Source organism: Macrococcus equipercicus, assembly GCF_024205945.1.
Classification (GTDB): domain Bacteria; phylum Bacillota; class Bacilli; order Staphylococcales; family Staphylococcaceae; genus Macrococcus; species Macrococcus equipercicus.
In genome coordinates this window covers 488,133-514,389 of sequence record NZ_CP073809.1, presented here as the reverse complement: position 1 = coordinate 514,389, position 26,257 = coordinate 488,133, and the positions used below count along the sequence as shown (strand labels likewise).

Below are 26,257 nucleotides of genomic sequence, written 5' to 3'. Positions count from 1 at the left end.
CTGCAGTGAGATAAGTAAATCAAGCTATAGCGATTATTGATAGTCCTCTTCTTCAGAACTTGTCCGTGAAGTATTGAATTCCTTATGCAGCGCAACAGATTTAATCTGATGATTCTCCGCATCCAGTATGACCCATTTATCATAGGTCGTATCCACATAATCGTCAATATCAATGTCTGGATTCTGTGCCTGCAGCCAGCCGCCGATTGTATCAATATCATCAGCGTCTTCAAATTCAATGCCAAACTGCTCTTCGATTTCATCGAGCAGTACACGTCCGTTAATCTGATACGTGTTATCCCCGGTGCGGATAATATCATTGACTTCATCATCATCGAATTCATCACGGATTTCACCGACAATTTCCTCAAGAATATCTTCCATCGTCAAAATACCAGCCGTCCCGCCGTACTCATCTATAACTAACGCGATATGGACGCGCTCACGCTGCATTTTAATCAATGCATCACTGATTCTCGTCACTTCGTGAATCAGCGGCAGTTCATGAATATGCTCCTTAATTCTGACAGGATCACCTGAAGCATACTTTGTCAGAAACTCTTTGACATTGATGAAGCCGATAATATGGTCTTTATCACCGTCTTCAGAAATTGGATAGCGCGTGAACTGATGTTCGTTGACAACTTCCAGCAAATCTTCAATATTGAAAGGCTGTGTCATCGTGATCATCTGTGTACGCGGCACCATAATATCTTTTGCCAGACGTTCATCAAATGAAAAGATATTCTGCATATAAGCGAGTTCCGTATGATTGATCTCGCCGCTTTGATAGCTCTGCGTCATAATAATCTTCAGCTCGTCTTCGCTCATCGCCTGTTCATGTCCTGAAGGCTGAACGCCGAATATACGTAGAATCAGTCGTGCTGCTCCGTTCATCGACCAGATCACAGGTTTCATCACGACGCCGAAGAAATACAATGGTCGGGCAAATGCCAGCGTCATACGCTCCGCATATTGAATCGCCAGTGATTTAGGAGACAGTTCTCCGACGACCACGTGAATAAACGTGACAATCGCAAAGCTCAGTGCAACCGTAATAGGTTTAGCCAGTTCAGCAGGCACATGAATCAAATGCAGTACGGGATGAATGACTGATGCAAACGTCGATTCCCCGATCCAGCCAAGACCAAGCGCTGTCACTGTAATTCCAAGCTGGCATGCTGATAAGTAATAGTCCAGTTCATGCACCATGTGCTGTACAGTCTTCGCTGATTTGTTGCCCTCTGAGACAAGCTGATCAATCCGCGACGTTCTGACTTTCACCAAACTGAATTCTGAGCCGACAAATAGCGCGGTCATCGCTATAAGAAAAATAAATAATAATAAACTTGATAAGGTCGATATGTCCAATTAATTCCCTAAGAGTAGGGATTCACCTCCGGTAGTAGTTGTGAGTGCAGGAGTCAGGTCAAGATGTTGATAGTCTAAAGCCTTCCCAATGCAGTCACCTCCTTAAAACGCCTAATAGTTAGTATCATTTTACCACACTCAAGCGATGAAATGTGGATTTTTCGCTTTTAAGTGCTCCAAGATAGAGAGAGAGGTTCACGACCTGTCATCTGCACTCATATGATGCACACAAAAAAGCAGTGAATAAGCTGAGCTCTCTTTCTCCGAATGAGTCGTTTCGAAGTGTCAAGATGTTCATGCTCTTCACTGCTTATTGATTACGCTTGAGCCGCGCGCTCCGTATCCATTTCCTGTGCCAGCTCTTCTTCAGATAACTTCGGCTTAATCAAGCCGTAAATAACTGCTGAAATCAGTGTACCGACTACTAAGGAAACAAGGAAACCAAAGAGATGGCCTTTATCAAGTCCTGCGACCCATAGACCGCCGTGCGGTGCCGGAATACGGCAGCCGAACGCCATTGCCATCGCGCCTGCTGTTGCACTGCCGGCAATCATGGACGGGATGACGCGCAGCGGGTCAGCTGCTGCAAACGGGATCGCGCCTTCTGTGATGAATGAAGCTCCCATAATTAAGTTCGACACTATAGAACCGCGCTGAGTTTTCGTGTATTTACGTTTGAATAACATCATCGATACCGCAATCGCAAGCGGCGGTACCATACCACCGATCATCGCTGCTGTAATCGGTGCGTAGTTGTTCCCAGCAATCGCTGCAATACCGAATGCATAGGATGCTTTATTAATCGGTCCACCCATATCTATTGCCATCATGCCGCCTAAAATCAGCCCTAACAACACAATGTTGGCACCGTTCATGCCGCTGAGCGTTGTATTCATCCAGTCATTCAGCCACTTTGTCGGCGGATTGATAATATAGTACATAATGAGTCCTGTACTCAATACACCGAGCAATGGATAAAGCAGTGTCGGCTTAGTCCCTTCAAGTGCCCGGGGCAGAAAGCTCAGTAATTTCTTAATGCCCTGCACTAAATAACCCGCAAGGAAACCGGCAATCAGACCGCCGAGGAACCCTGAGCCGCCGCTCATTGCCAACATACCGCCGACCATACCCGGTGCAAGACCTGGACGATCTGCGATACTCATCGCGATGAATCCTGCTAAAATCGGAATCATCAGCGCAAAGGCACTGCCGTTACCAATTGCCCATAACGCTTGTGCAAACGGATTGTAATCACTCTTTGTTGGGTCAAATGATGTAATACCGAACATGAACGCAATCGCCATTAAAATACCGCCGGCTACAACAAATGGCAGCATGTTGGATACACCGTTCATTAAATGCTTATAAAATCCTGTTTTTTCGCTGCCTGTGCTGGACGTGCCTGCACCGCCTTTAGCAACGAATTTAGGACGCGACTCATCCTGAGCCATAGTGATTAGTTCTTCCGGCCGCTTAATGCCGTCTGCTACCGGCACCATGACGACGTTCTTGCCATGGAAACGCGCTGTATCCACATTGACGTCAGCTGCGACGATAATGCCTTTTGCACGTCTGATTTCGTCAGCAGTCAGTTTGTTTTTAACGCCGCCGGAACCATTTGTTTCAACTTTGATCGGTACACCCATTCTCGCCGCTTTATTTTTCAGTGAATCTGCTGCCATATACGTGTGCGCAATACCAGTTGGACATGCAGTAACCGCCAGGATAAGATTTTCATCCGGCTCCTGCGTAGGGGCTGCCACTACCGCCGCTTCTTTATGGCGTTCCTCCGGTTCGTCGTGTGCATCAATAATAGCGAGCACTTCTTCTTTGGAGCGTGCGTCAAGGAGCTGACGGCGGACGTCTTCATTCATCAGCATTCCTGAAAGCTTTGCCAGCGCGTCGAGATGCGTCTGTGCACCGCCTGCCGGTGCCGCGATCATGAAGAACAAGTGTGCGGGAGTGCCGTCAAGTGACTGATAGTCTACACCTGGTTTAGATTTACCGAAGGCGATGGCCGGTGTTTTAACGGCATCAGTCTTCGCATGAGGGATGGCTATTCCTTCGCCGATTCCTGTCGTACTTTGAGCTTCACGTGCGTGAATCGCCGCGTGATATTTTTCTTTATCGTTTAGTTTCCCTGCTGACCACAACGTGTCAACCAGTTCGTTGATTACTGCATCTTTCGAGGATGCTCTTAAGTCCAGAGCGATGGTTGACGCTGTCAGTAAGTCTGTTATTCTCATTCTTTAGCCTCCATTAAAGTCGTTATTGTGATCTGTTCCATTATTTTGTCTATATCATGCTGCTGTGCTAAATCTTCTGTAAATGCTGTTGCAGTACCTGATGCTACGGCGCGTCTGAAACTGTCCTCCAGTGATTCATTGTTCGCGAGTCCAGCAATCATTCCCGCTACAGTCGAGTCACCTGAGCCGACTGTATTGATGACCCGGCCTGACGGCACAACTGCTTTCAGGACCAATGTATCAGTGACAAGAAGCGCGCCGTCGCCCCCGAGTGAGACGAGTACTTGCTTCGCACCTTTAGCCATTAGTTTGCGGGCGCACTGCGTAATTGAAGTATCGTTATCCAGTGTCTCACCGAACATTTCTTCGAGCTCCACTTTGTTAGGTTTGACGAATTCCGGCCCGTATGACAGGACAGAGTCAAGCAGTTCTTTCTCTGCATCAACGACGAACTTAACATCGCGGTCTGTGCAGCGCTGTGCAATCTTGCTGTAGATAGTCTGGTCAAGCGTCCCTGGCACACTGCCGGAAATAATGACGAGATCATCACCTGTCAGCTGCTCCAGCTGTGCGAGAAACGCTGCTTCCTGTGCTTTTGTCACCTCTGGTCCTGGTGCATTGATTTCTGTCTCGCTGCCCCCTTTTAATTTCACGTTAATACGCGTGTCTCCATCAACATTCACAAATGCGGTCTGAATACCGCTCTCTATCAGCTCGTGCTCAATGAATTTCCCGGGAAATCCACCGGTGAATCCTAATGCCACAGAATCAACGCCATGTTCTTTCAGCACTCTTGAGACATTGATGCCTTTACCGCCGGCAAACTTATAAGTCGCTGCCGCCCTGTTTAACGCACCAAGCTCAAACTGTGATGTGAACATGACATAGTCAATGGACGGATTTAATGTCACTGTGTAGATCATATCGTTCCTCCTTGTTTAATAAATGCTTTGTACTCTGAATAGTATGGATTGCTGCTGTTAGTAATTAACTGGACATCTTCAAGATCACATATTTTAGCAAATGTAATTTCGTTGAACTTTGAGTCGTCGACAAGGAAATAGCTCTTCCTGCTTTTCTTGATGGCTGACGACTTGATCGCTGCTTCTTCGAGGTCTGGTGTCGTCAGTCCCTGCATAAGATCGACGCCATTCGCACCGAGAAATGCTTTGTCAAAACTAAAGGCGTCAAGCATCAAACGCGCCTGGACACCGACGTGAGCATAAGTACTGCTCTTGACATAGCCGCCGACCATGTAGACTTCTATCCCCTGCTCGACGAGCGGCGGTACATGAGTAAGACCGTTTGTGACGACTGTAATATGCTGCTGATTCAAATACGGAATCATAGCAAGCGTCGTACTTCCTGCATCAAGATAAATACAGTCATTGTCCTGCACGAGTGCCGCCGCCTGCTTTGCAATATCATTTTTCTCCGCGACAAATTTCGTCGTCTTAACTGCAAGCGCCATATCGCGATGCTTCTCAACGACACGCTTCGCCCCGCCGTGAATACGGATGAGCTTCCCCTCATCTTCTAAACTGGATAAGTCCCGTCTGATCGTTGATTCACTGCTGTTCGTTTCATCCATAAGCAGCTGCAGCGATACAACATCATGTGTGCTGAGCAGGCTCAGAATCATATCATGTCTTTCAATCGTCAGCATAAAATCAGCTCCTTTATTCCTCTATATATTAATGTCAACGCTTTCAAAAGTCAACCACAAACATTCAAAAACGTTCAATTACGATTATGAAAAAAGAAGCAGTGCGTATTTTCAGCACACTGCTTCGTTATTATAATATATCACGGCCGAGACACCGCTTGTAAATTTCGAACCATTCATTATCAGTCAACTTGACGTGCTTTGCTTGCAGCGCAGCCTCTGCACGTGCTATCGACCGTGAGCCGACAATCGGTCTGATACGATAAGGCATATGATAGAGCCAGGCATAAGCAATGACATCTGGTGTCATTTGATGTTTTTGAGCGATTGCTTCAAGTTCTTTCCGCACTGCAGCGGTCGGCTTATGCTCAGGATCAAACAGTCTGCCTCCCCCGAGAGGACTCCATGCCATAATAGTCACATCATCCTGCAGCATTTTGTTCACCGTCCCATCTTCCAGGTTTTCAAGTTCAGCTGCTGAAATTTCCAGCTGATTGACTTTAACGGCTAACTTTTGACGAGTCATCGCTTCTTTAAACGGACTGTACTGATGCAGTTTAAAGTTAGAGACACCGAATTGTCTCACTTTCCCTTGCTGCTGCAGCATTTTTAAAGTATGTGCCACTGCTTCCGGATCCATCAATGGTGACGGCCGGTGCAGAAGCAGCGTATCTATCTCATCAATCTGAAGTTCTGTTAAACTTCTGTTGACCGACGCCGTAATATGCTCCGCTGAGTAGTCATATTTGTGATAGTCGAAACCCATTTTGTCTGAAGGAAGGACAATGCCGCATTTTGTAATGATATGCATATCTTTTCTCAACTCAGGTGTCACACTCAGCGCTTCACCGAACAATGTCTCACAGCTGTAGCCGCCATATATATCGGCATGATCCATCGCAGTGATTCCTCTGTCAATCAGCTGATGCAGCAATGCATTCGTTTCTTTCTTCGTATAGTTCCAGTCCGCAAGACGCCAGAACCCTTGAATAACATTTGACATTGGTACCATTTCACTCATCATAACACCTCATTGTTATATTTTTTCAACCGAACTGCAGCTGATCCAGCTGGTCCAGCAGACGACTCTTATCCAGTGCCTCTCCAATAATCACGAGCTTGAGCGGCAGATTCATCGCTTCAGGTTCATATTGAGGAATGCCGTAAGCATACTGGAAGAGAACGACCTGTTCTGGATTCTCCTGAAATTTAATAAATCCTTTCACTCTTAGTATAGAAGATGGCATGCTTCTAAGCCAGTCAACGAACCTTCTGCTGTTGACCGGCCCTGTGAAAGTGTAGACCAGTGACTGAATACCGTGATGGCTGTGTGGACCTGCCTCAAAAGCTGCTCCCGATGCTGCAAGCTGAACAGCGTCCACTTGTGAGTAAGTAGTCATTATCAACTCAGCCCGTTGATTGATGGCCGTGATGTCACTTTGCAGCCGGCCGACTTCTTGTTCATCCAGCAGGTCACACTTATTCAGCAGCACAATATGGGCGTACTGCACCTGCTCCTCCATCAGCCGTTTTGTCATTACACTCAACTTGCCGCGGTCAAGGAACCTGGGACCGTCTACAAGTGTCACAACTGCCTGGATGTCAAGTATCTCTGTCAGCGACGGCGCCGAACAGGCATCATATATTTCCACAGGATGCGCTACGCCTGTCGCTTCAATGATAATAATATCCGGTTGATACCGATGTTTCATGTCATGAAGCTGCACTTCAACGTCGCTCTTTAAATCGCAGCAGATGCAGCCGTTCAGCAGTTCATGCGACGGCACAGCGTCGCCCAGTATTTTGGAATCGACGTTGAATCCACCGTATTCATTCATAAGAATCGCTACTTTCTGATCCTGCCACTGCTTGATCAATTGAACGAGTAATGTTGTCTTACCACTCCCGAGAAATCCACTAATAATATAAAGCTGTATTTTTTTCATCTCAATCCCCACTTTTATTCGCTGAATTTTCTTGCACATAAAATGCTTCACTTTTATAAATGATATTACTTGAAATGTCTACCTTATTATAATATGTTAAATAAGTGACATGTTTTGCACAGTATAATTTCGTAAAAAATTTCCATCATTATCATTTTTTATATAATTTCATATATAATTATTATCGGAGGAACCATATGACCAACAATCTAAAGCTTGATAAACAGCTTTGTTTCAGTCTATATAATGCACAGCGGCAGATGAACCGTTATTTTTCGAATAAAATTTTCAAGAAACATCATCTCACTTATCCGCAGTACCTTGTGCTGTCTATTCTATGGGAAACATCACCGGTCAACGTGAAGACGCTGGTCAATGAACTGGCTCTTGATACAGGTACTGTCTCTCCTCTGCTGAAGAGAATGGAATCCAATGATTTAATCAAGCGTGAACGCTCTGAGCTTGACCAGCGGGAAGTGTTCATCCATCTGACGGATAAAAGTCAGATGATACAGCCTGAACTGGAAGACTGTACAGAAGTCATCCAAGAAGCAGCTGACCTGACAGATTCAGAGTTCTCCACACTTAAAGAGCTGCTGGACAAGCTGATCCACAATATTTCAAACACAAAAAATTAAACCCTGGCATAAGCCCGGGTTTAATTTTTTGTGTCGAGCCAGCCGATACCGACTGTGCCGTAACCTGTATGGACTCCCGCCACAGGAACAAGCCGCTCTTCATGAATGAGCAGCTCAGGATGAAGGGCTTGTAACGCTTCTACATACTTCTTCGCCTGTTCCAGGTCCCCGGCATTCATAACAGCAATTTCTGTCAGCTGGTGATTCTCAATATTTTCGCTCGCAATAGCAATCAAGCGTTCAAACACTTTCTTTTTAGTGCGCATTTTTTCGAATGGCGCTACTTTCCCTTCTTCAAAATGCAGAATCAGCTGTATATTGAGCAGCCCTGCCAGGAAACTTTGAGATGCAGTCACACGTCCACTTCTTTTCAGCTGATGCAGGTTTTTTGGCTGCAGCAGCAGCTGGGCCTTCGGTGGAAATGATTCAACCAGCTGGACAACGTCGTCGAAGGACCGGCCGTCTTCTGCCGCTTTCATTCCTTCCAGCACCATCTTTTTGTATGGATAAGCGCCAATCTTTGAATCTATGACAGCTGACTGAATATCAACTTCCTTGCTTGCAGCGACTGAATTCTGGTAGGAACCTGTCAGTTCACTTGATGGATGCACTGCAATGACCGCATCATAGCCCTCCTGTTTAATCGCTTCATAGGCTTCAAGCATCGACTGGAAATTAGGTTGTGATGTCTTTGCACCTTCGCCGTATTCATTCAGCAGTTCATAAAACCGCTCAGTCGACAGCTCCTGCTGGTCGACGTAATGTGTACCATTGATAATGACACCCATCGGCACGACAAAGAGAGGATACTGTGCTGTCTCTTCTTCTGTGAAACCTGCCGCCGTGTCAACTAACCATGCTAGTTTAGTCATTTTCTACCCCCATTATTTTTTTTATCATATCATATTTTATTTGTGATGAATAATACTATTTCTATAGCATGTGCTGTTCAGCCGTCTTGAATCGACCAGTACTATGCAGCTGATGATAGGAGCCTTTCGCGGTCAAGCGGCCTTCCTCCATCACATAGATGATATCAAAGTCTTTCAGCACATCAATATCATGACTGATCAGTATAACAGTGGCATCGAGTGTCAGCAGCTTGTTAAGCATTATACTTCTGTTGAGTACATCTACGCCATTGAATGGTTCATCGAGCAGCCAGAGTCTGCTCTCTCTCAGCAGCATTCTAATAAAATGCAGGCGTCGTCGTTCTCCGCCTGACAGCTGTGCCCCGAATTCATTGAGTTCACTGTCTGCTGTAAAAGAAAGATTGAGCATTTTTAAATAAGTGTTCACTTTATCTTGATCAGCGCTGAATAAGTTCTCCTGCACGGTCCCTTGAAAGAAATGGTTATGCTGCTGCATGACATTCAGCTGCTTGAAATAAGCTTCACGGTCAAGCTGACTGAGTGGCACGCTTGCTGCTGTCATATCACTTTCATATAACCCGGCCAAAAGATGCAGTAATGTAGTTTTGCCGGAACCACTGCTGCCGATGATACCGACTTTCTGCCCGGCAGTCACTTTCAGCGAAATATCTTTTAACGTCGGCCGCTGCTGACCGGCATAAGTAAATGATAGATGATCCAGTTCCAGCGGCAGCAATTCAGTCGGCACCAGTCCTGCGTGCGGCTCGTGCTCAGCTAATGAGCTGACATTCATCAGCGCCCGCTTAGTTTCCTGATGATAGAACGGAAAGTTGGTCATCGGAATCGCCAGTTCAAACAATGTGATCGTCACCATGACGACACTTGCATACATCATTGTATTTGTATTTCCGGCCATGACATAAAGGACACCCCATATCGCAAGCATACTCATACTGTTCAGCAGAAAGTCATAGAAGACGACCGCCCGTTTTTCCTTGACGACTGACCGCTCATAATGCAGCTGATTTTCCTCGAGCAGCGTCAAATAACGGCCTGTCTGATCGAACACATCAATATCTTCACGACCCAGCTGATAATCGGCCAGCCGCTTCATGAACGCTGAACGGGCCGCTTCTGACTCAGTGGTCAGGCGCGCCATATAGCGGCTGAAAATAAACGGCAGCACACCGAGTATAATCCCCATAGCGGCTATGATGACGAGCACGGCTGCGATACTATAAAACGCGTAGATGATACATACAATGATTGTCGTCAGCAGTGCGACGACAGGCGGATAGATGACTCTCAGCAGTATATTCTGCAGTTTTTCTATATCGTTGACTGTGCGTTCAAGCAAAGTCGACAGCTGCCACTTCGCATGCAGATTGACGAAATCGCTGACAAGCCGTTCAAACGTCTCAACGCGAATGTCCTTCAGCATTGTAAACGTCGCTTCATGGCTGACGAGCCGTTCGAAATAACGGGCAAATGCGCGCAGCACACCGAACAGCTTGATTGTCGCAACGAGCACCATCAATGTATAGAGCGGCACTTTAAAGGCACTTCTGGAAAGCATGAGACCGCTTAAGCTGAACATGCCGATAGCGGTCAGTCCACCGAGCGTCCCGATAATAATCGCTATCATGAGCGCTTTCTTCGTGTCTTTGTTGATTATTTTCATTTCATCACCGCCTTATAAAATGGCTCCTGTTTCATCGCGCTGTGCGTCCCCTGCACGACTATCCCCTTGTTAAAGATCATTAAATACGGTGCCTGCCTGATCGTCTCCACCTGGTGAGCGACTGTCCAGACGACAGCAGTCTCTTTCAGCTGTGCAATCGCTGCTTTGATCAGCTGCTCAGTGTCATGGTCAAGCATTGCTGTCGGCTCATCAAAAATAATGAGCTTCGCTGGATTTAATAACATACGCATCAACATCAGCCGATGCGTCTCACCGCCTGACAGCTGTTCGCCGCCTGCACCAATCAATGTATCATAGCCTTCTTTAAAGGCCATAATACGGTCATGCATATTCACTGATTTGGCGACTGCCACTATTTCTTCTAATGAATGGTCATTGAACATTGTAATGTTGTTCATAATTGTGTCACTCATGACAAACGGCTGCTGGGCCATATAGGCGATGTCGTGATGAAAAGCTTCAGGAATTTCCACTGCCCCATGACCGCTCTCAATGACGCCTGCAATCACTTTGGCAAATGTGGACTTCCCGGCGCCGCTCGGACCACAGATGACTGTTTCTCTTAAAGAGAAGGCATCATCCACTATTAGCTTGAAATGACCGTAGTCCACAGAGAAGTCAGCGTTAATTGTCGGCACACGTTCATACTGCCTCACTATTTTTTCAGCCGGCTTATAATCGAGCAGCTCTGCATAGCCTTCTGACTGCTTGCCTGTATGAAAAGCCATCCCGAGATCTTTCAGCGCATTATAAAATTCAGGTGCGAGCATCAGCGTGACGACCGCCGTATAGAAAGAAATTTTATTCAGGACAATGAGCCCGATTCCGATTTCAAGGGCGATAATACCAATTGACAGCATCGCAATGAATTCCAGCATCAACGTAGAAAGAAACGCTGTTTTTAAGATGACCATCGTTTTATCTTTGAACTGCTGTGACTTGTCACCAATAGCCTGTTTCACTTTATCTTCATGACTGAACAGCTTAATCGTCACGATACCGCGGACTGCATCAAGAAAATAAGCGGAGAACTGATTCAGCACAGTCATCTGTTCAGCCGCTTTTTTTGACGTGTTGATTCCGATGATAATATAGAAAATAGGGATAAATGGTGCAGTGATAAGCATGATAAATGCTGCGTTACGATGAAAGAACAGCAAAAAAACAATGATCAGCAGCGGAATGAAAGTTGACCGGTACACTTGCGGTAAATAGTCACTGTAGAAGCTGTCGATACCTTCAATACCTTCTGTCGATAAATTAAGTGTTTCAGCAGTGTCCCGTCTGTCGCTCAGCAGCTGACGGCGAAGCAGTGACTTCACTTTTCGGCTGAGCATGGCACCGATGCTCTTCAGCAATGTCTGCAGCACACTCCGCACGATTAATATAAGCAGTACGGTCGCTATAACGAAGCCGAAATTTATATGATGATTCAACAGTACGCTATCGATGATTTTACCGATCTGTACACTCTGCATGATGATGATGCCTGCAAGCAGTACAGCCGAGACAACCATCAGTATATGGAAGTAAAAATAGCACCCTGATAACTTTGTTAAGTATTTCACATTATCACATCCTAACTAGTATTATATAGTATTTCGCTGAAAACTAAAGGAATATGTTTGATGATTAGGCAAGAGAATTTTAAGTACATATGCTATACTTTTGGAAGTATTTTATTTCATATAAGGTGGTAACATAATGGAACTGTTTGAACTAGTAAAAGCGTTTATTCTAGGCATTGTAGAAGGGCTCACAGAGTTCGCTCCTATCTCTTCAACTGGTCATCAAATCTTAGTGGATGACATGTGGCTGCACTCACAAGCAGTGTTAGGCTCAAAAGAATCAGCCAACACATTCAAAGTAGTCATTCAGCTCGGGTCAATTTTCGCAGCAGCATGGATATTCAGACACCGCTTTGTCGACATGCTGAGCGTTAAAAACCAGAAAACTGCTCATCGGCTTAAATTATCTCATGTTTTTATCGGACTGTTACCGGCAGGTATCGCAGGACTGCTGTTCAACGACTTTATCGACGAGTATTTATTCTCTGTCCCTACTGTACTGGTCGGCCTTGCACTCGGTGCCCTATTAATGATTGCCGCTGATCTATATGCCAAAAACGTCAAACATCCAATCAGCGTCGACAGCATTACGCACAAGCAGGCTCTGATTATCGGTCTGACGCAAGTACTTGCTTTATGGCCGGGCTTCTCCCGCTCAGGCTCCACTATTTCAACGGGCGTGCTGACTAAAATGTCTCATAAAGGAGCGTCTGATTTCACGTTTATTATGGCTGTACCGATTATGGCAGCAGCGAGCGCGAAAAGCCTGCTGAGCAATTATCACTATATTACCCATGATACTTTATGGTTTTATATAGTCGGCTTTATCGCTGCCTTTGTATTCGGCTTATTGTCCATTAAATTATTCCTTGAACTGATCAGCCGGGTTAAGTTGATACCTTTCGCGATTTACCGACTTGTGCTCGTCGCTATTATCGCTGTCCTGTATTTTGGCTTCGGAATCGGCAGACATATATAACAAAAAAAGTGTAAAGGAATTTCCTTTACACTTTTTTACATTGATTGTAGCTGGTGAAAATTGAATGATGACATAGTTACTCAGATATAACTTTATATTCATACTTCTGCATGGTATCATTAAAATATTATTTAAAATGCATAAATACATAAAGGAGTGCTCATGACAATAGAAACCAGCGTCGCCTATAAGATGTATCTCGTTCAACGTGAAGTGATTAAACATTATAACAGAAATAAATTAAAACCTTATAATATTAGCTATCAGCATTATCTTGTACTTATGGTACTGCTTGAATCAGGCCCTCTTCCAGTCCTCAGACTCGGCGAAAAACTGGCATTTCAATCCGGGACCATTACCCCGATCATCAAAAAAATGGAACTGCGCGGTCTGATTGAACGTGCCCGTGCACAAGAAGATGAAAGAATTGTTCATGTGCTTCTGACAGCGGAAGGCCGTCATTTAATTGAGCAGTTGAATCATGTGCCTGAAGAAATGCTCGCTGTCGCTAACTTGACGCCCCGTGAATTTGCATCGCTTATGCACATTTCCCGGAAGATAGTCAACAACATGCGGTATTACTAGCAGTAAAGCTCTTCTCCATGAAACAAAATCAGACAGTCTTTCGGGGCTTTTCGGTCTCGTTTATAGTATATATAATGAGGGTACAATTAACTATTCAGTCATCACTAAGGAGAGGTTACCATGAACCAGAAAATCAAGACGGCAGTCAATGTCGGTGCTATTGTTCTTGTACCATTAATTACCGAACGTCATCGTCTGACGCATAACAAGGACTATATCAGAATGCGCAACAGAACGATGCACACATTATCAACGACTAAAGATCTCGCTGCCATGACTATCGACAAAACAACTGCGACCGGCCGTAAGCTGTCCTATAAAGCAGGCAGCGCTAAAGATAAGACAGTCAGAACAGCTGAATTTATCTCTCATACCACTCACCAGCTGCAGCATAAAACAGCCGCCTACCAGCATGACCATGCAGAGAAGAAGAAAGAACACGAGGACCAAAAAATGATTCAGACATTGTCAAAAGAAGTCGAGAGACGTCATGCTCAGGAAGAGAAAGCACTGAAACAGCGCCAAAAAGAAATGAAAAAAGCACTGAAAGCTGCAGATAAGCGCGAGCAGCAAATTCCTGCGGCCCATAAGCAGGCCACACAGTTCCTGCATCAGCAGATCGCAAAACAGCAGACAGAACATGATGCTTTCCACGATGTCAATGACTACATAGAGAATCGTGTACTCGCTCATGAATATGAGGACAATACAGCCAATGCGCCTTTATTTAACCGGCACCGGCTTGAAATGGCTGAACATCTCAGAAGACTCGGCAAGTATTAATGATCAAGCGCATTATCATCGATGCTGATGCTTCACCTGTCATCAATGAAGTAATCGATACAGCACAGCAAAAAATGATTGAAGTTCTGCTCGTCAGAAACTTCAATCATTTTTCTCATCATACCTATCCAGATTTTGTCACTATTCAATATGTCGATGACGGTGCTGACAGTGCCGACTATAAAATTGTTCAGTTGTCCCGGCCAGGTGACCTGGTTGTCACACAGGATTACGGGCTGGCAAGTCTGCTGCTGAACAAAAACATCATTGTCATGCACCATAACGGCAGCGCCTATACTCATGATAACATCGACCAGCTGCTGATGATGCGACACCAGTCCAGCCAGCTGCGTCAGGCAGGAATACGTACAAAAGGCCCTGCTAAATTCACGGCCCAACATAAGAAACAGTTCAAAAAAGCTTTGCTGGCACTGATCGAGACATCACAATGATTTTGACAGTACTTTAAGAGTGACCAGACTTTGCTTCACTGTTTTCTGCCGGTCGATAAACCCTGATTTGATGAAGGCATAGTAGCCGTTGTCGTTGTTGACGTTGACCATTAAATAAAGGTCAGTAATATCAGGATCCTGTTCCTTAATATAGCGTTCTAATTCCTGCAGCACTTTTCTGAAGTAACCTTTCCCCTGATGACGGCTGTCTAAAGACAGGCCTCGGAGATAGATAGCAGTTTTCGGTGCATCCATGACTGAGAGTATGGCACCACGTTCAAGAGCGAACGCGCCGATAATTTCGTCGTCCTTCAAAATGACGAAAGGAAAGTAGTTGGAACGCTTACGGTTAATAATATAGGCCGGATGACCCGCAAAGAACATCTGCTTTAACGACAGCTGATAATGACGGAATGAAATTTCCATCGAAGGGTCGACCTGCATAATTCTGAGCATTGTAACACCTCGTTTCAATAATCTTATCATATCATATAAAGGAGAGTTAATATGAAAACAGTCGCTGTATTCTGCGGATCCCGCACCGGAGCCCCCATTTACGAGGAACATGCGAGACGTCTCGGGGCACAGCTTGCTGCAAGAGATATCACTTTAGTCTACGGCGGCGGCAAAGTAGGATTGATGGGTGCGATCGCAGACAGCGTTATGACTCATGGCGGCAGCGCCATCGGTATTATACCGAGCTTCCTGCATTCTAGAGAAATCGCTCATACCGGCATTACTGAGCTGCATATTGTAGAGACGATGCATGAACGCAAGAAAATGATGGCTGACCTCGCTGAAGGGTTTATTATGATGCCGGGCGGTGCCGGAACTTTAGAAGAATTTTTCGAAATATTCACGTGGGCACAGATCGGCCTTCATCATAAGCCGGTCGGCGTGCTGAATACCCATGCCTTTTATGAGCCGCTGCAGAACATGCTCCGTCATATGAATCAGCAGGGATTTATTGATACACCGCAGCTGGACATCGCCGTGTTTGACGATGATCCGGTTCGACTTCTCGATCATTTGACACAGCAATAAAGCGGTATGACTTAATCGTCATACCGCTTTATTTGTTGATGAAATTTTTCTCACTGTAAATTTTGATGCCGTTAGCAAGCAGCAGGGCAGTTGTCACGCCCTCCCCCGCAATTTTTTCGCCTGAGAACGTGCCGTCGTATATCGCCTGGAATCCGCAGCTTGGACTGTTTTCTTTTAAGATGACTGTTGTGATATCGTGCTTCAGACACAGTTCAAGAAAGCGTTCAGCACCTGCCTTGTAGTCAGCAGTGACATCTCGACCATCGCGTGTCATCACTTGTGCTGTCCCCTGCCAGACATCTTCTCCTGCACCCCCGATAATCTCAGCAGGTGTACGCGGCACTAGCAACCCCCCCATGAGTTCAGGACAAGCAGCGATGGCTTTCCCGTCATCAACGAGTGTCTTTAAGCTGCTATTCAATTGGTGCCTGCCATCATATCTGACTTCTTCGCCGATCAGACAGCTGCTGACTAAAATCATTGTGCCACATCCTTATAGAGCACCTGGAGACTCATCGGATGTCGTGGATCGACTAGCGGGTGCTTGAATGTCGTCACTTGCTTCAACCCTAACTTCTCCATCACTTTCATGCTCCGCTTATTATCAATGCTTGTAAAACTATAGATCGGCAGGTCAATTCGCGGCCGGACATAGTCGAGCACGGCCCGTGCCCCTTCTGTCGCGTAGCCTTTTCCCCATGCTGATTTAATGAGACGCCAGCCAATTTCGTAGCACGGCATAATATCAAGTGAATACATCGGTGTCGCTTCCATATACTGGACACCGATGAAGCCGATGAATTCCCTGCTCTTCTTCTCTTCTACGGCATATAAGCCGAGACCTGTGGCATCAATCTCCTGCTGCATATGCCGGAATGCCATTTCCGAGCGTTTAAAACTCATAATGTCCGGAAAATATTGACGGACATCAGGATCCACATTCATCTCTTTGAATGGCTGCAGATCTTCCGGCACGAAATCCCGCAGCTGTAATCGGTCAGTCTCCAAATAAATCATCTACCCACCCCTTTTTTACTATTATAGCAAAAAGACACTCGGTATAAGCGTTTTCTCGTCAGTTTTCTTATGAATGCAGCTGTTCTCACAAAAAAACACCTTGAACTCATACGGACGAAACGAAGTTAACTTCGTTTCGTCCGCAGGAATTTCAAGGTGTGGAATGCTCATATTACTTGTAGATGACTATTTTACCTGTCGATTTATCTTTAGATTCGCTTACGACCTGTACTTTAAGCCCTGTATGAGGCAATACTCTGCCCGCATGAGGCTGTGCCGGGTCTGAGTAATCTTTTGAGTCGTCGAACAATGGATTAGACTGCAGATTTTTGTCGACTAACGTTGAACCGTCGGCAAGTTTCAGGCTGACTGGATCCTGTGGTGTCAGACTGAATGCTGCATCGCGTACTTGATACTGTGTAAAAGCGACTGAAGGTACTGTGCCTTCCCACTTCACTGCATTCTGGTCCGCATCAACGATTCCGATGAAGCCGTAACCTGGGTGCTTACCTACATGGTTGTCTGTGTAGCTATTGTCAACATAGTAAACGTTCAGGCCAGTATTGAAGCTCATTAATGACCCGTTTCTTAAAATATGTGCCAGTCCTTGGTCTACTTTATTATGGCTTCTCCATTGCAGCAAGTAGTAGTTTTTGGCATACGTCTTACCATCGCTTACTGAGAAACCATTCAGTTCAAGTTTTGATGCTCCTTCAGCATTATCAGCAAATACAGTAGCACCGTCTGCTGTCACTTTAATATCATCAGCATAAAATCCAGGTGCTGTATAACCACCGTCAGTTACATAAAGGTAACGTAACTGTACTTTTTTACCTGCAAAGGCATCAAGGTTGAACTTAGCGTCGACCCAGCCGTTGCTCTCGCCGTCAATACCATTGCCGGTGTTAGCCCCTGTACCTTCAGAATCATCATTATTAGTAATGTTACCTGCGATATTTGTCCAGTTTTTACCATCTGTTGATGCTTGAACATATGCATAGTCATAGCCTTTTTCAATGTTATACCATGCTTTAAATGTCAGGTCAGCTGTTGTTTTTCCTGTTAAATCAACTGATGCTGTCGCTGTGTTCGTTAAATCATCGCCGGCACCACTGAAGTAAGCTTTTTCTCCTTCAGCCGGTTTCAATACTTGAGTGACTTTGTCTGGAAGATTGATACGGACTGCATCATTGTTTGTTCCTTTAGTTGCTGCTTCGTCCAGCAGGAATTCCTGCGGTGCAGCAGTGACATCAGCGGCATCGATTTCAGTGCCCGTCTGCCAGTTACCACCGTGCATTTCCTGCAGCTGCTCTTTCATGTAAGCATCGAATCCAGACGGCTCTGTCCCCGGGATTTTACCTGCCCAGCTGCCGCTTGACATAATAGACCAGTAAGATACAGGCTCACCTTTCCCTGAGTAGATTGTATCGTATTCATCAGGTAGTCCTAGGTCATGACCATATTCATGGGAGAAGACACCGGCCGCTCCATCTTCAGGCTGGATTGTGTAGTCGATGACTGCCAGTTTACCGCCGAACTGCTTCTGGCCGGAGTTCGTGCCCGGGATTGTATAAGGCTCACCTGTATTCGTGAAGTCCAGGCTCCATCTGTGAGACCAGATAGCATCTGGTCCTAATTTACCGCCGCCTGCTTCTTCACCTGGAGAGGCATGGATAATCATCACGTGGTCAACGATACCATCTTTTTCGTGCAGCACGCCGTCACCATCAAGGTCGTAGCGATCCCACTGGTCGTAGTCTGCCAGGTTAAGACTCGGGTCTTTGGCAGCCTGCTCCAGTGCTTCTTTGACGAGCGCTCTGGCGTTAACATCTTTACTCGAACCGGCATGACCGCCGTAGTATTTTGCAGGGTATTTGGCTTTGTACCAGCCATGCACTTGACCGTCAATATCATAGCTGCCGCCTGACTGATTCTGGTAGAACTGCTTCATGCTGATCAAGTTCTCGCCGTTCGGCCCTTTATAGCCGTTTTGTCCGAACACCATGTCCTGGAAGTGACTCACCGGATAATCCTCATAGAACATATCCGTCTCTTCTTTTGTAATGGTTGAGTTCTGATAATCCGGGAAATCAATCGCGAGAATCAGCACTTTGTCCGTGCGTTTTTCTCCTGTGTAGTTTTCTTCAACAACAGGTTTCAAGTTGCCGGCATGACCTTTTTTCTTGCCCTGGCCTTTTGTATATTTGTTTAGTTTGCCCTTGCCATTTTTAGCATCGACTTTTTTATATTTCTTAACGAATTTGCCTTCATTCTTTACTTTTCTATCTGTTGTCTCCTGTTTGCTGTTCAAATAATCAGAGACTGCCTTTTCTGCTTCGGCACGGGTTGCATTTTTGCTGATGATTCCTTCATCTTTCAGCATCTTAATCAGCCGCTCTTCATTAGCGATGACGCGGTCAAAGCTTTCCCCTGTAAATGCATCAGCAGACTTCACTTTCAGCGCTTCGTCAGCATAAGCTGCGCCGCTCGTCAATCCTAGACCCGATACCCCTAGACTCAATGCCAGTAACGATGACACTACTGCTTTTTTCTTCATTGATTTTCCCCCGTTTTGATAGTGTTTAGCTTACTTAATCCCATTATGTATAGAAAATGGAAGAATGTAAATAACTATTTGAATTTTCTGATATTAATATTGTGTTACAAAAATGATTAAAACGGTATATTTATTCATTAGAAATATGCACATTATCATAAAAGATAATGTGCATTAATGGCTGCCGGCTTATTTATATATTTTGATTTTTGCTACAGTGCCATCGCTATTCTGATCGACCACTTTAATTTTCAGGCCGAGCTGCGGTAGGACTCTCCCTGCTTCACGCAATGTTAAGTGGTTTAAAGCGGTCTGTGTGTAGTTGCTGTCACTGAACAATGGTTTCGGAGCTGTCGTTGGTTTTTTGAAGAAGTAATTTGGATTTGAATTATAGTTTCCATAATTCCGTGTGTTAAATGCGGCGTCATATATTTGGGTATCTGTCACAGGGCTGTAGCCATCTTTACTTCTTATCGACTGAGGATTGGCATCGACAACGCCGAGCAGACTTTTTCCGGGATGTTTAATGATATCGCCGTTATCCCTATAGGATTCATTGACATACCAGATGACCAGCCCTTTGCCATAGCGGTTTTTGCCGAACGGATCGTATATATAACTAAGTCCTTTATCGAGTCCGTTATGACTGCGCCACTCCAGCAGATAATACTGATTATAGCGCATGACTTTGCCGGCCTGTATTTTTTTTATAGGCGGCAGGTTCACTTTGACTACATCATTATTTGAGCCTTTAATGCCGGCCTGATCCAGCAGGAATTCCTTGCCCTTTGCAGTGATTGTCCCGTAATTGATCTCACTGCCGAGCGTCCAGTTACCACCATACAGCTGCTGCAGGTCAGATTTTGCCAGAGGGCTCAGACTGACCGGCATCGTTCCGTGAATTTTACCGGCATCTGCACCGTAACTCATCAATGACCAGTAACGTACCGGTTCGCCGCCGTGTTCCACGGCACTTGAAGAAACATCATATTCATCAATCAGCCCGAGCATATGTCCAAACTCATGAGCAAGCGTTCCTACAGTGCTGTCTTCAGCCATTATCCCGTATTCAGCAACTGCCAGACGTTTTTTATAGAATTTTGAGTAGTTGCTCGTTGTACCGGTAATAGTCTGTGGATGGCCCGGACTTGTGAACGGGACTTCACTGACGTGTTCCCATATAGAGCGGCTTCCAAGTCTGCCTCCGCCTTCACTTTCACCCACACCGCTGAATATAACTACCATTTTATCGATAATACCATCAGGCTCATAAATATTGCCGTCTTTATCCAGATCATAATAATCATAACGGTCATATTGCTTCATATTGACCTTCGGATCTGTTGCTGCTTTTACTGCAGCTTCCATGATCAGTTCACCTACATTTTTATCGTTGGCATCACCATAATATTTCAGTGGATGTTTCGCACGATACCAGCCGGTGACCTGCCCCTTAATGCGCAGACTGCTGCCGGAAGCTTTTTCGTAGTAAGTCTTCAGTGTATTGTAATAACTGCCATCTGGTGCTTTATCAGTATTGCCGAAGAACAGTGTGTTGTAATACGCCTTTGTGTAGTTATCATAATAGTTCTGCGTATCACCTTTCGTCAGTGTCGACTGCGGACTATCCGGGAAATCCATCAGTACAACGAGAACATTCTCCTCTCTCACTTTACCCTTGTATGTTCTCGGTTTAAAAGCAGGCACTGAACTTGTCCGCGCCATCTTATGGATATTGACGACCGGCTCGTTAACTTTCAGTTTTTCACTGCTTTTCAGCTCTACTTTGTCACCGTCAGCCTTTGTCTGCATGTAATCTCCCTCAGCATGAGCTGCATTCCCGGTCAGAGGAGAGAGCAGCAGGGCAGCTATCACTATTTTTTTCATAGTCAAAAACTCCTAATTTATATTCAGCATTTGAGTAGCAACGACTTTTTTATTCTGAATCACCTGAATCGACAGCTGACCGTGTGCTTCTCTGGCAATCCTGCCATTAAAATAACACTCATAATCATTATTAACACGTCTCGGCGTATATATATTGGACACACCTGGCGGCCTGCCGCTGAAAAGTCCGACCTGCTGACCGTCCGACATAACTAAGGCGATGCTTGTCGGCACTGCCCGGCTTGCTCTCACTTTGATCTGGAAATTTTCTGACGGCGCGGCACTGTCCGGGCTTATGATCTGAACGTCATCCTGTGCTGCATCGGATGCAGAAATATCGGATCCTTCAGCCCCGTAACTGCCTTCTGCAAATGTCGTCCGGTCGTACCATAAATAACCTTGTTCAGGACGCGCCCACGGTTCTTTCCGGGGTTCAACAGAAGCTGCCGGTTCCTCATCGCGATGGAGCGGCGTTTTCTTATCCTGTTCCTGAAATGACGTATAGTCCTCCTGGCGTGCGAGCCATGCTGTCAAATTCATCAGCAGTGTCTCATGGTCCGCCTCATCAAAGCCGTCATGAGTCTGCTTCGTTCTGCCGTTATCTTCACGACGGTACTTCGGTGTCGCATCTTCAACGATGGAAGAGTCGCCGATAAAAGCAGCTTTCCCTTTCCCCGCCTTACTGATCGCGACAACCGGCCCTTCGTCCTGACCGCCGCCGTTATAGACACCTTTATCTACTGCATGAGACCAGGCATCCCGATGCGTTAATTCAGGCAGATAGACAAGCCCTCTGGCTTTCGACGGATCCGTGATTGCCATCGTTGAACCCGCATGCATCTCTACTTTCTTCACGCCGTCCGTAATATTGAAGACATCTTTCATTGTTGTCATCGTGACATTATCAATGGCATTATAACGAAACCTGACACCAAACGTTTCACTTAGGAAGTCACTGGATGAGACACCGGACATCATCGCAGAATGCCGCTCACCGTCTGTCATTCCTTTCGCCGGGTCTTCATAGGCACCCCTGCGATAACCGTTCAATACTTCTGAAGCATCGAACCGGTTCAAGTTGCGGTCAGCGTTATAATGATCACTGATGAACAATATGCTGCCGCCATTTTCAGCATATTGTTTAAGCGCCGCCTGTTCGCTTTCTTTCAAAGGAATATTAGGTTCCGGCAGCACAAAGATATCATGTGATTTAAGTGTCTTATAAGTGATCAGTGCATCAGCCTTACTCTCGTCAAGACGGTAGCCAGCACGCTTCAAGGCGTCAGCATAACTTGAAAATGCACCGTCAATGACCCAGTCAGCTTCACCGGCTGTTTCTTCGTGTGCTGTATCAAATAATATTGTTGCGTGAGACGTTGATGCGGTAAAATGCTGCTGTTCACTACAGCCACCTGTCAATAATAAGCTGAGCATCCATAGTTTTTTCATTCATCTTCTCCAAATTGACTGCCATAAAAAAAATTAACACTTTAATTAAACAACCACCTCTGTTTAAAGTAAAGTGTTAAATGATAGTTACCGCGATTTATAAGATAGCAGCCGCAATTTAACTTCTGCTATTTTTAAGTCTATATTTTCGTGCCGCGGCGTTGTGATGGTCGCATCCACAATATCATCAGACTCATTAAACTCGTAAGTGACTAGAAAACTTTCAAAATCATCATCGAAATTAGGTTTCTGTGCCACGATACGGTTCACATCGCCAAAGCTGTCTTTAACTGTATAGCCGGTAATCGCTTCTAACTCCTGAGCGATCTCATTTAATGTCATCATCTGGTTCTCAATTAGAACAAACTTTTCCTCATGCATCACTATCACCCTCTTCTCAATTTGTTTCTTATAAATTCCCAAACACTCATTTGTACAAACATTTATTTAAAGGCGTACGGTTCAGATGTTGTCCCCGATTTATCTCTGAATAATTTATCAGCAGATATTCCGCCTTGAATGACTAAAGTCGCCTGCCCTGCTTTCAGCTGGTCATAATCATCCGTTGAAATCGCCAGTGACTTGTAGCTCGTCGTTTTTTCATGGGGGGAATATTCGTTGAAATTGGTCCTGCTCTTCTTCATGCTCATTTCCTGATAATCACTTGGGATGAATGATGCAAAATCTGAGAACTTTGTATGATCTCCCGCTGTCAGTTTCGTATTGTTATTGTAGTACAATGTCTGATCTGACGTATTTTCAGCTGTCACCTGATAAATGATGACGTAGCCTTCAGTGGCGCCGTCAAACAGCAGCACCTGCCCCTCAGGCATGTCTTTAACATTAAAAATCTGAAGCTGTCCGATATCCACTTTCATCCCGCTGTCGTCAAGTTTCAACGGCACATCATCTTTCTTCATCACAAGTTTGGTCGTACCATTCGTTGACGCTTCGATTGTGTTAGGCATCACCGCTTTGACAGCTGAAGCAGTTTTTGCCTGTGCAGCCGCTTTTTTTGTCTCTTCAGCCTGTCGTTTCTCGGCCTCTGCTTTTTGCTTCTCTTCTTCAGCTATCTGCTTTTTCAGCGCTTCTTCTTTAGCTTTTTTAAGCTTTGCCAGCGCTTGCTGTTTATTCTGTATCTCTTTATTTTTTTGTTTGTTCTGCTCTTTTAATGCTTTATATTCCTTTTTTGCTTCAGCTTGTTGTTTTTCGAGCGTTTTAATGTTCTCTTTGATTTTTTCACTGTCGCTGTTTCCACATGCTGTAAGCATGAGAGATGCTGAAACTAGGCTTATCAATAGTCGCTTCACTGCGTTTCTCCACCTTCTATTTCTTTAATTTAATTTTATCATAGAAGGCATGTTTCAACTAATGATACATCAGCGCTCGTTTGAACTTAACATCACCATCTCATCATAGTTAATCGATTGTCTGAGCTCAACTGCGACTTCTGATGAGATCTTCTCCTTGTCGACCAGCTGATGAATATAATCGCGTTCTACATTCAGCACTTCGAGCGCCAGTAATGTTTCACTGTTATTCATGTCCTCTGTCGTAGCATTTCTTTTCAGCTGAATCATGCGGTTCAAATAGCTGTCAGTCACCATTGCCATTTCAATTTTGTTGCTTTTCACCAGTTCTCCTGACAACCGTTCTACAATTTTATAGTGAACGACTTGCGCTACCTTTTCTATTTCAAGCAGATTATTTTTGAAGGAAAGTGAGCTTGCGGCATTCACTTGATTCATAAACTGCGTCCTTCTTTTCCGCATTCTAAAAATAAACGTTAGCTTCGCAAAAAAACTTAACGAAGCGAAATTTCTTGTGCGTTCTGTATAGGTGATGTAATTGTTGAACGTGCTTTCAGTAATTTTACCGGTCTGAGTTAATTCCTTCAGCGTCTCCATCTCTGTCTGAAGCGCAATGGACTGTAATCTTGAAAGCTCCTTCAAACTCTGCTCGTTATCGTCTGCTTCCTTGAAGAAGCTGATCTGTGTGGCATATTGGTGGGTGAGACTGCTGGCTGCCACACTGTTTTCCGGGCCGGAATTACGCTGGATATAGAACAGGCCGTGCTCTTTCATCATCATTCGCGCTTCCCGGAATGACAGCTTCGAGACACTGACGCGTTCTTCAAATGTCGTTAACAGCGGCAGAACAATCTGCGCTATAATCAGACTGATGACGACGACACCTGCTGTGATAAAGAGCATATCATCTCTCGTCGCAAACGGCTGATCATGAAAGACTTTCATCGGCAAGGTCAACGCAATGGCCATCGAAATCGTTCCATGAACACCGCATACGGATGCCAGCAGTGCATATTTAAAGCGTGAAGGTCTTTTCTCGACATTTGCAACAGATTCATTGTTCAGTATACGTTCGAACCTGCTCTCCGGAATAAAGAAACGGTCGTACAGCAAGTAGACCCAGACAAACCTGAATATATAGACAAAAAGTGCAATCAGCAGTGTATAGAAAATAATCCTGCCGAGATGGCCTGACTCAGTATTTATCATATGAACGGTTACTTCCGGGATAATATATCCGAGTATCGTGAAGACAAAGCCGTTCAGGACAGTGGATAACAGCCCCCACGTATTGTCGTAGCCCAGCTGCAGCCGTGTTGTCGCCTGGCTCAGTCTATCGCGTTCCATTCCGTGGATGATCCCGCCGATGACTGCCGCTATGACACCCGATACGTGAAAAGATTCAGCAGTCATATATATAATGAATGGTGTCAGCAGCTGAATCAATATAAAGACGAACTCATTGTAGAACCCGGTGCGGATGAGAAACATCCGGAACTGCACAAAAGCAACGCCGATTATCGCACCGACTATAAGACCGCCGAAAGTCGACATGACGAACTGCAGTACTGCATGAGTTGCACTGAATTCACCTGTCGTCAGTGCCACTAATGCAATATTGAAGCTTAAAATTCCGGCGGCGTCGTTCAGCAGAGACTCTCCGCTAAGAATCGTCATCAGTCCTTTAGGCAGTTTCCGCCCTTTGGCAATAGCCTGCACAGCGACAGCATCTGTCGGACAGATAATGGCAGCGAGCGCGAAACAGGCTGCAAAAGGAATGACAGGAAGCATCCACTGGATAATATAACCGAGTCCGATAACAGTCGTAAATACGAGCCCGATGGCCATCAGTATGACCGGCTTCAAATATTTCAGCAGGTTGATCCGTGAGACGTGATTGCCTTCCAAAAACAGCAGCGGTGCAATGATACCGATGAGAAACAGTTCCGGTTCAAACTCCAGTTGAATCGGGAGGGGCGTCAGAAAAATCAGCATGCCGATACCAATCTGAATAAAAACAAGCGGTATTTTGCTGAAATAATGATGGATGACAGCTGATATAATGACAGCTACAATAAAACTGATGATTACGATAAAACTTTCCATAGTTCACCTCTCCAGTGTTTTCTTAATCATCTAATAGAGTTAAGTCATAAGTGGTTAATTAATAGTTGATCAGGGAATA

24 protein-coding genes are annotated in these 26,257 nt (G+C 45.2%); 6 read left to right on the top strand and 18 right to left on the bottom strand.

Annotation, left to right across the window (positions count from 1 at the left end):
• Positions 1–33: 33 nt before the first annotated feature.
• From KFV11_RS02710 to KFV11_RS02685, 6 genes are all read right to left on the bottom strand, one after another.
• Complete coding sequence (locus KFV11_RS02710; RefSeq protein WP_149457962.1) at positions 34–1,371, bottom strand: hemolysin family protein; 1,338 nt, start codon at positions 1,369–1,371, stop codon at positions 34–36.
• A gap of 317 nt (positions 1,372–1,688) precedes the next feature.
• Complete coding sequence (locus KFV11_RS02705) at positions 1,689–3,617, bottom strand: PTS fructose transporter subunit IIABC (protein ID WP_254250303.1); 1,929 nt, start codon at positions 3,615–3,617, stop codon at positions 1,689–1,691.
• Positions 3,614–4,540 carry a 1-phosphofructokinase gene (gene pfkB, locus KFV11_RS02700; protein ID WP_149457960.1) on the bottom strand — a complete coding sequence of 309 codons (927 nt, stop codon included), beginning with the start codon at positions 4,538–4,540 and terminating at the stop codon, positions 3,614–3,616. Before pfkB ends, KFV11_RS02705 begins: the two co-directional genes overlap by 4 nt.
• Positions 4,537–5,283: a DeoR/GlpR family DNA-binding transcription regulator gene (locus KFV11_RS02695; protein ID WP_254250302.1), complete on the bottom strand. Its 747-nt coding sequence runs from the start codon at positions 5,281–5,283 to the stop codon at positions 4,537–4,539. Before KFV11_RS02695 ends, pfkB begins: the two co-directional genes overlap by 4 nt.
• Before the next feature lie 130 nt (positions 5,284–5,413).
• The gene (locus KFV11_RS02690) at positions 5,414–6,286 is read right to left on the bottom strand and encodes an aldo/keto reductase (protein ID WP_254250301.1); all 873 of its coding nucleotides are present in this window, start codon (positions 6,284–6,286) and stop codon (positions 5,414–5,416) included.
• 43 nt (positions 6,287–6,329) lie between these two features.
• Entirely contained in the window at positions 6,330–7,229 is a 900-nt protein-coding gene (locus tag KFV11_RS02685) for a CobW family GTP-binding protein (RefSeq protein WP_149457957.1), read from the bottom strand.
• A 197-nt stretch (positions 7,230–7,426) separates the two neighbouring features.
• On the opposite strand from KFV11_RS02685, the gene KFV11_RS02680 reads away from it, so the two are divergent.
• Positions 7,427–7,867, top strand: coding sequence for a MarR family winged helix-turn-helix transcriptional regulator (locus tag KFV11_RS02680; protein ID WP_254250300.1), 441 nt, complete (start codon positions 7,427–7,429; stop codon positions 7,865–7,867).
• A gap of 20 nt (positions 7,868–7,887) precedes the next feature.
• Here the strand turns inward: KFV11_RS02680 and KFV11_RS02675 are convergent, their stop codons facing one another.
• The 3 genes from KFV11_RS02675 to KFV11_RS02665 all read right to left on the bottom strand — a co-directional run bounded on the left by KFV11_RS02675 (position 7,888) and on the right by KFV11_RS02665 (position 12,009).
• Complete coding sequence (locus KFV11_RS02675) at positions 7,888–8,739, bottom strand: DegV family protein (protein ID WP_149457955.1); 852 nt, start codon at positions 8,737–8,739, stop codon at positions 7,888–7,890.
• Between the two features lie 61 nt (positions 8,740–8,800).
• Complete coding sequence (locus KFV11_RS02670) at positions 8,801–10,420, bottom strand: amino acid ABC transporter ATP-binding/permease protein (RefSeq protein ID WP_254250299.1); 1,620 nt, start codon at positions 10,418–10,420, stop codon at positions 8,801–8,803.
• A complete protein-coding gene (locus tag KFV11_RS02665; protein ID WP_254250298.1) occupies positions 10,417–12,009 on the bottom strand; it encodes an ABC transporter ATP-binding protein/permease in 1,593 nt (530 codons plus the stop codon). Before KFV11_RS02665 ends, KFV11_RS02670 begins: the two co-directional genes overlap by 4 nt.
• A 136-nt stretch (positions 12,010–12,145) precedes the next feature.
• Here KFV11_RS02665 and KFV11_RS02660 point away from each other — a divergent pair, with 136 nt between their 5' ends.
• From KFV11_RS02660 to KFV11_RS02645, 4 genes are all read left to right on the top strand, one after another.
• Positions 12,146–12,988, top strand: coding sequence for an undecaprenyl-diphosphate phosphatase (locus KFV11_RS02660; protein ID WP_254250297.1), 843 nt, complete (start codon positions 12,146–12,148; stop codon positions 12,986–12,988).
• A gap of 162 nt (positions 12,989–13,150) precedes the next feature.
• Positions 13,151–13,573, top strand: coding sequence for a MarR family winged helix-turn-helix transcriptional regulator (locus KFV11_RS02655; protein WP_254250296.1), 423 nt, complete (start codon positions 13,151–13,153; stop codon positions 13,571–13,573).
• Positions 13,574–13,693: 120 nt separating this feature from the next.
• Complete coding sequence (locus tag KFV11_RS02650; protein ID WP_254250295.1) at positions 13,694–14,356, top strand: hypothetical protein; 663 nt, start codon at positions 13,694–13,696, stop codon at positions 14,354–14,356.
• Entirely contained in the window at positions 14,356–14,808 is a 453-nt protein-coding gene (locus KFV11_RS02645; RefSeq protein WP_342779899.1) for a YaiI/YqxD family protein, read from the top strand. Before KFV11_RS02650 ends, KFV11_RS02645 begins: the two co-directional genes overlap by 1 nt.
• Here KFV11_RS02645 and KFV11_RS02640 read toward each other — a convergent pair.
• The gene (locus KFV11_RS02640; RefSeq protein WP_254250294.1) at positions 14,800–15,264 is read right to left on the bottom strand and encodes a GNAT family N-acetyltransferase; all 465 of its coding nucleotides are present in this window, start codon (positions 15,262–15,264) and stop codon (positions 14,800–14,802) included. The two genes, KFV11_RS02645 and KFV11_RS02640, sit on opposite strands and share 9 nt — an antisense overlap.
• A 51-nt stretch (positions 15,265–15,315) precedes the next feature.
• Here KFV11_RS02640 and KFV11_RS02635 point away from each other — a divergent pair, with 51 nt between their 5' ends.
• Positions 15,316–15,852: an LOG family protein gene (locus KFV11_RS02635; RefSeq protein WP_149457948.1), complete on the top strand. Its 537-nt coding sequence runs from the start codon at positions 15,316–15,318 to the stop codon at positions 15,850–15,852.
• Positions 15,853–15,880: 28 nt separating this feature from the next.
• Here KFV11_RS02635 and KFV11_RS02630 read toward each other — a convergent pair whose 3' ends face one another.
• From KFV11_RS02630 to KFV11_RS02595, 8 genes are all read right to left on the bottom strand, one after another.
• Positions 15,881–16,333, bottom strand: coding sequence for a 2-thiouracil desulfurase family protein (locus KFV11_RS02630; protein ID WP_254250293.1), 453 nt, complete (start codon positions 16,331–16,333; stop codon positions 15,881–15,883).
• Complete coding sequence (locus KFV11_RS02625) at positions 16,330–16,869, bottom strand: GNAT family N-acetyltransferase (RefSeq protein WP_254250292.1); 540 nt, start codon at positions 16,867–16,869, stop codon at positions 16,330–16,332. The genes KFV11_RS02630 and KFV11_RS02625 overlap by 4 nt, the downstream gene beginning before the upstream one ends.
• 172 nt (positions 16,870–17,041) lie before the next feature.
• On the bottom strand, positions 17,042–19,426 hold the full coding sequence (locus KFV11_RS02620; protein ID WP_149457945.1) for an immune inhibitor A domain-containing protein: 2,385 nt from the start codon (positions 19,424–19,426) through the stop codon (positions 17,042–17,044).
• Between the two features lie 189 nt (positions 19,427–19,615).
• The gene (locus KFV11_RS02615) at positions 19,616–21,313 is read right to left on the bottom strand and encodes an immune inhibitor A domain-containing protein (RefSeq protein ID WP_254250291.1); all 1,698 of its coding nucleotides are present in this window, start codon (positions 21,311–21,313) and stop codon (positions 19,616–19,618) included.
• Between the two features lie 12 nt (positions 21,314–21,325).
• Positions 21,326–22,762 (bottom strand): motility-associated ABC transporter substrate-binding family protein, encoded by a 1,437-nt coding sequence (locus KFV11_RS02610; RefSeq protein ID WP_149457943.1) that lies wholly within the window; start codon positions 22,760–22,762, stop codon positions 21,326–21,328.
• An 87-nt stretch (positions 22,763–22,849) separates the two neighbouring features.
• Entirely contained in the window at positions 22,850–23,146 is a 297-nt protein-coding gene (locus KFV11_RS02605) for a hypothetical protein (protein ID WP_149457942.1), read from the bottom strand.
• Between the two features lie 59 nt (positions 23,147–23,205).
• On the bottom strand, positions 23,206–24,033 hold the full coding sequence (locus tag KFV11_RS02600; protein WP_170234489.1) for a DUF5068 domain-containing protein: 828 nt from the start codon (positions 24,031–24,033) through the stop codon (positions 23,206–23,208).
• A 108-nt stretch (positions 24,034–24,141) separates the two neighbouring features.
• Complete coding sequence (locus KFV11_RS02595) at positions 24,142–26,178, bottom strand: cation:proton antiporter (protein ID WP_254250290.1); 2,037 nt, start codon at positions 26,176–26,178, stop codon at positions 24,142–24,144.
• Positions 26,179–26,257 lie beyond the last annotated feature (79 nt).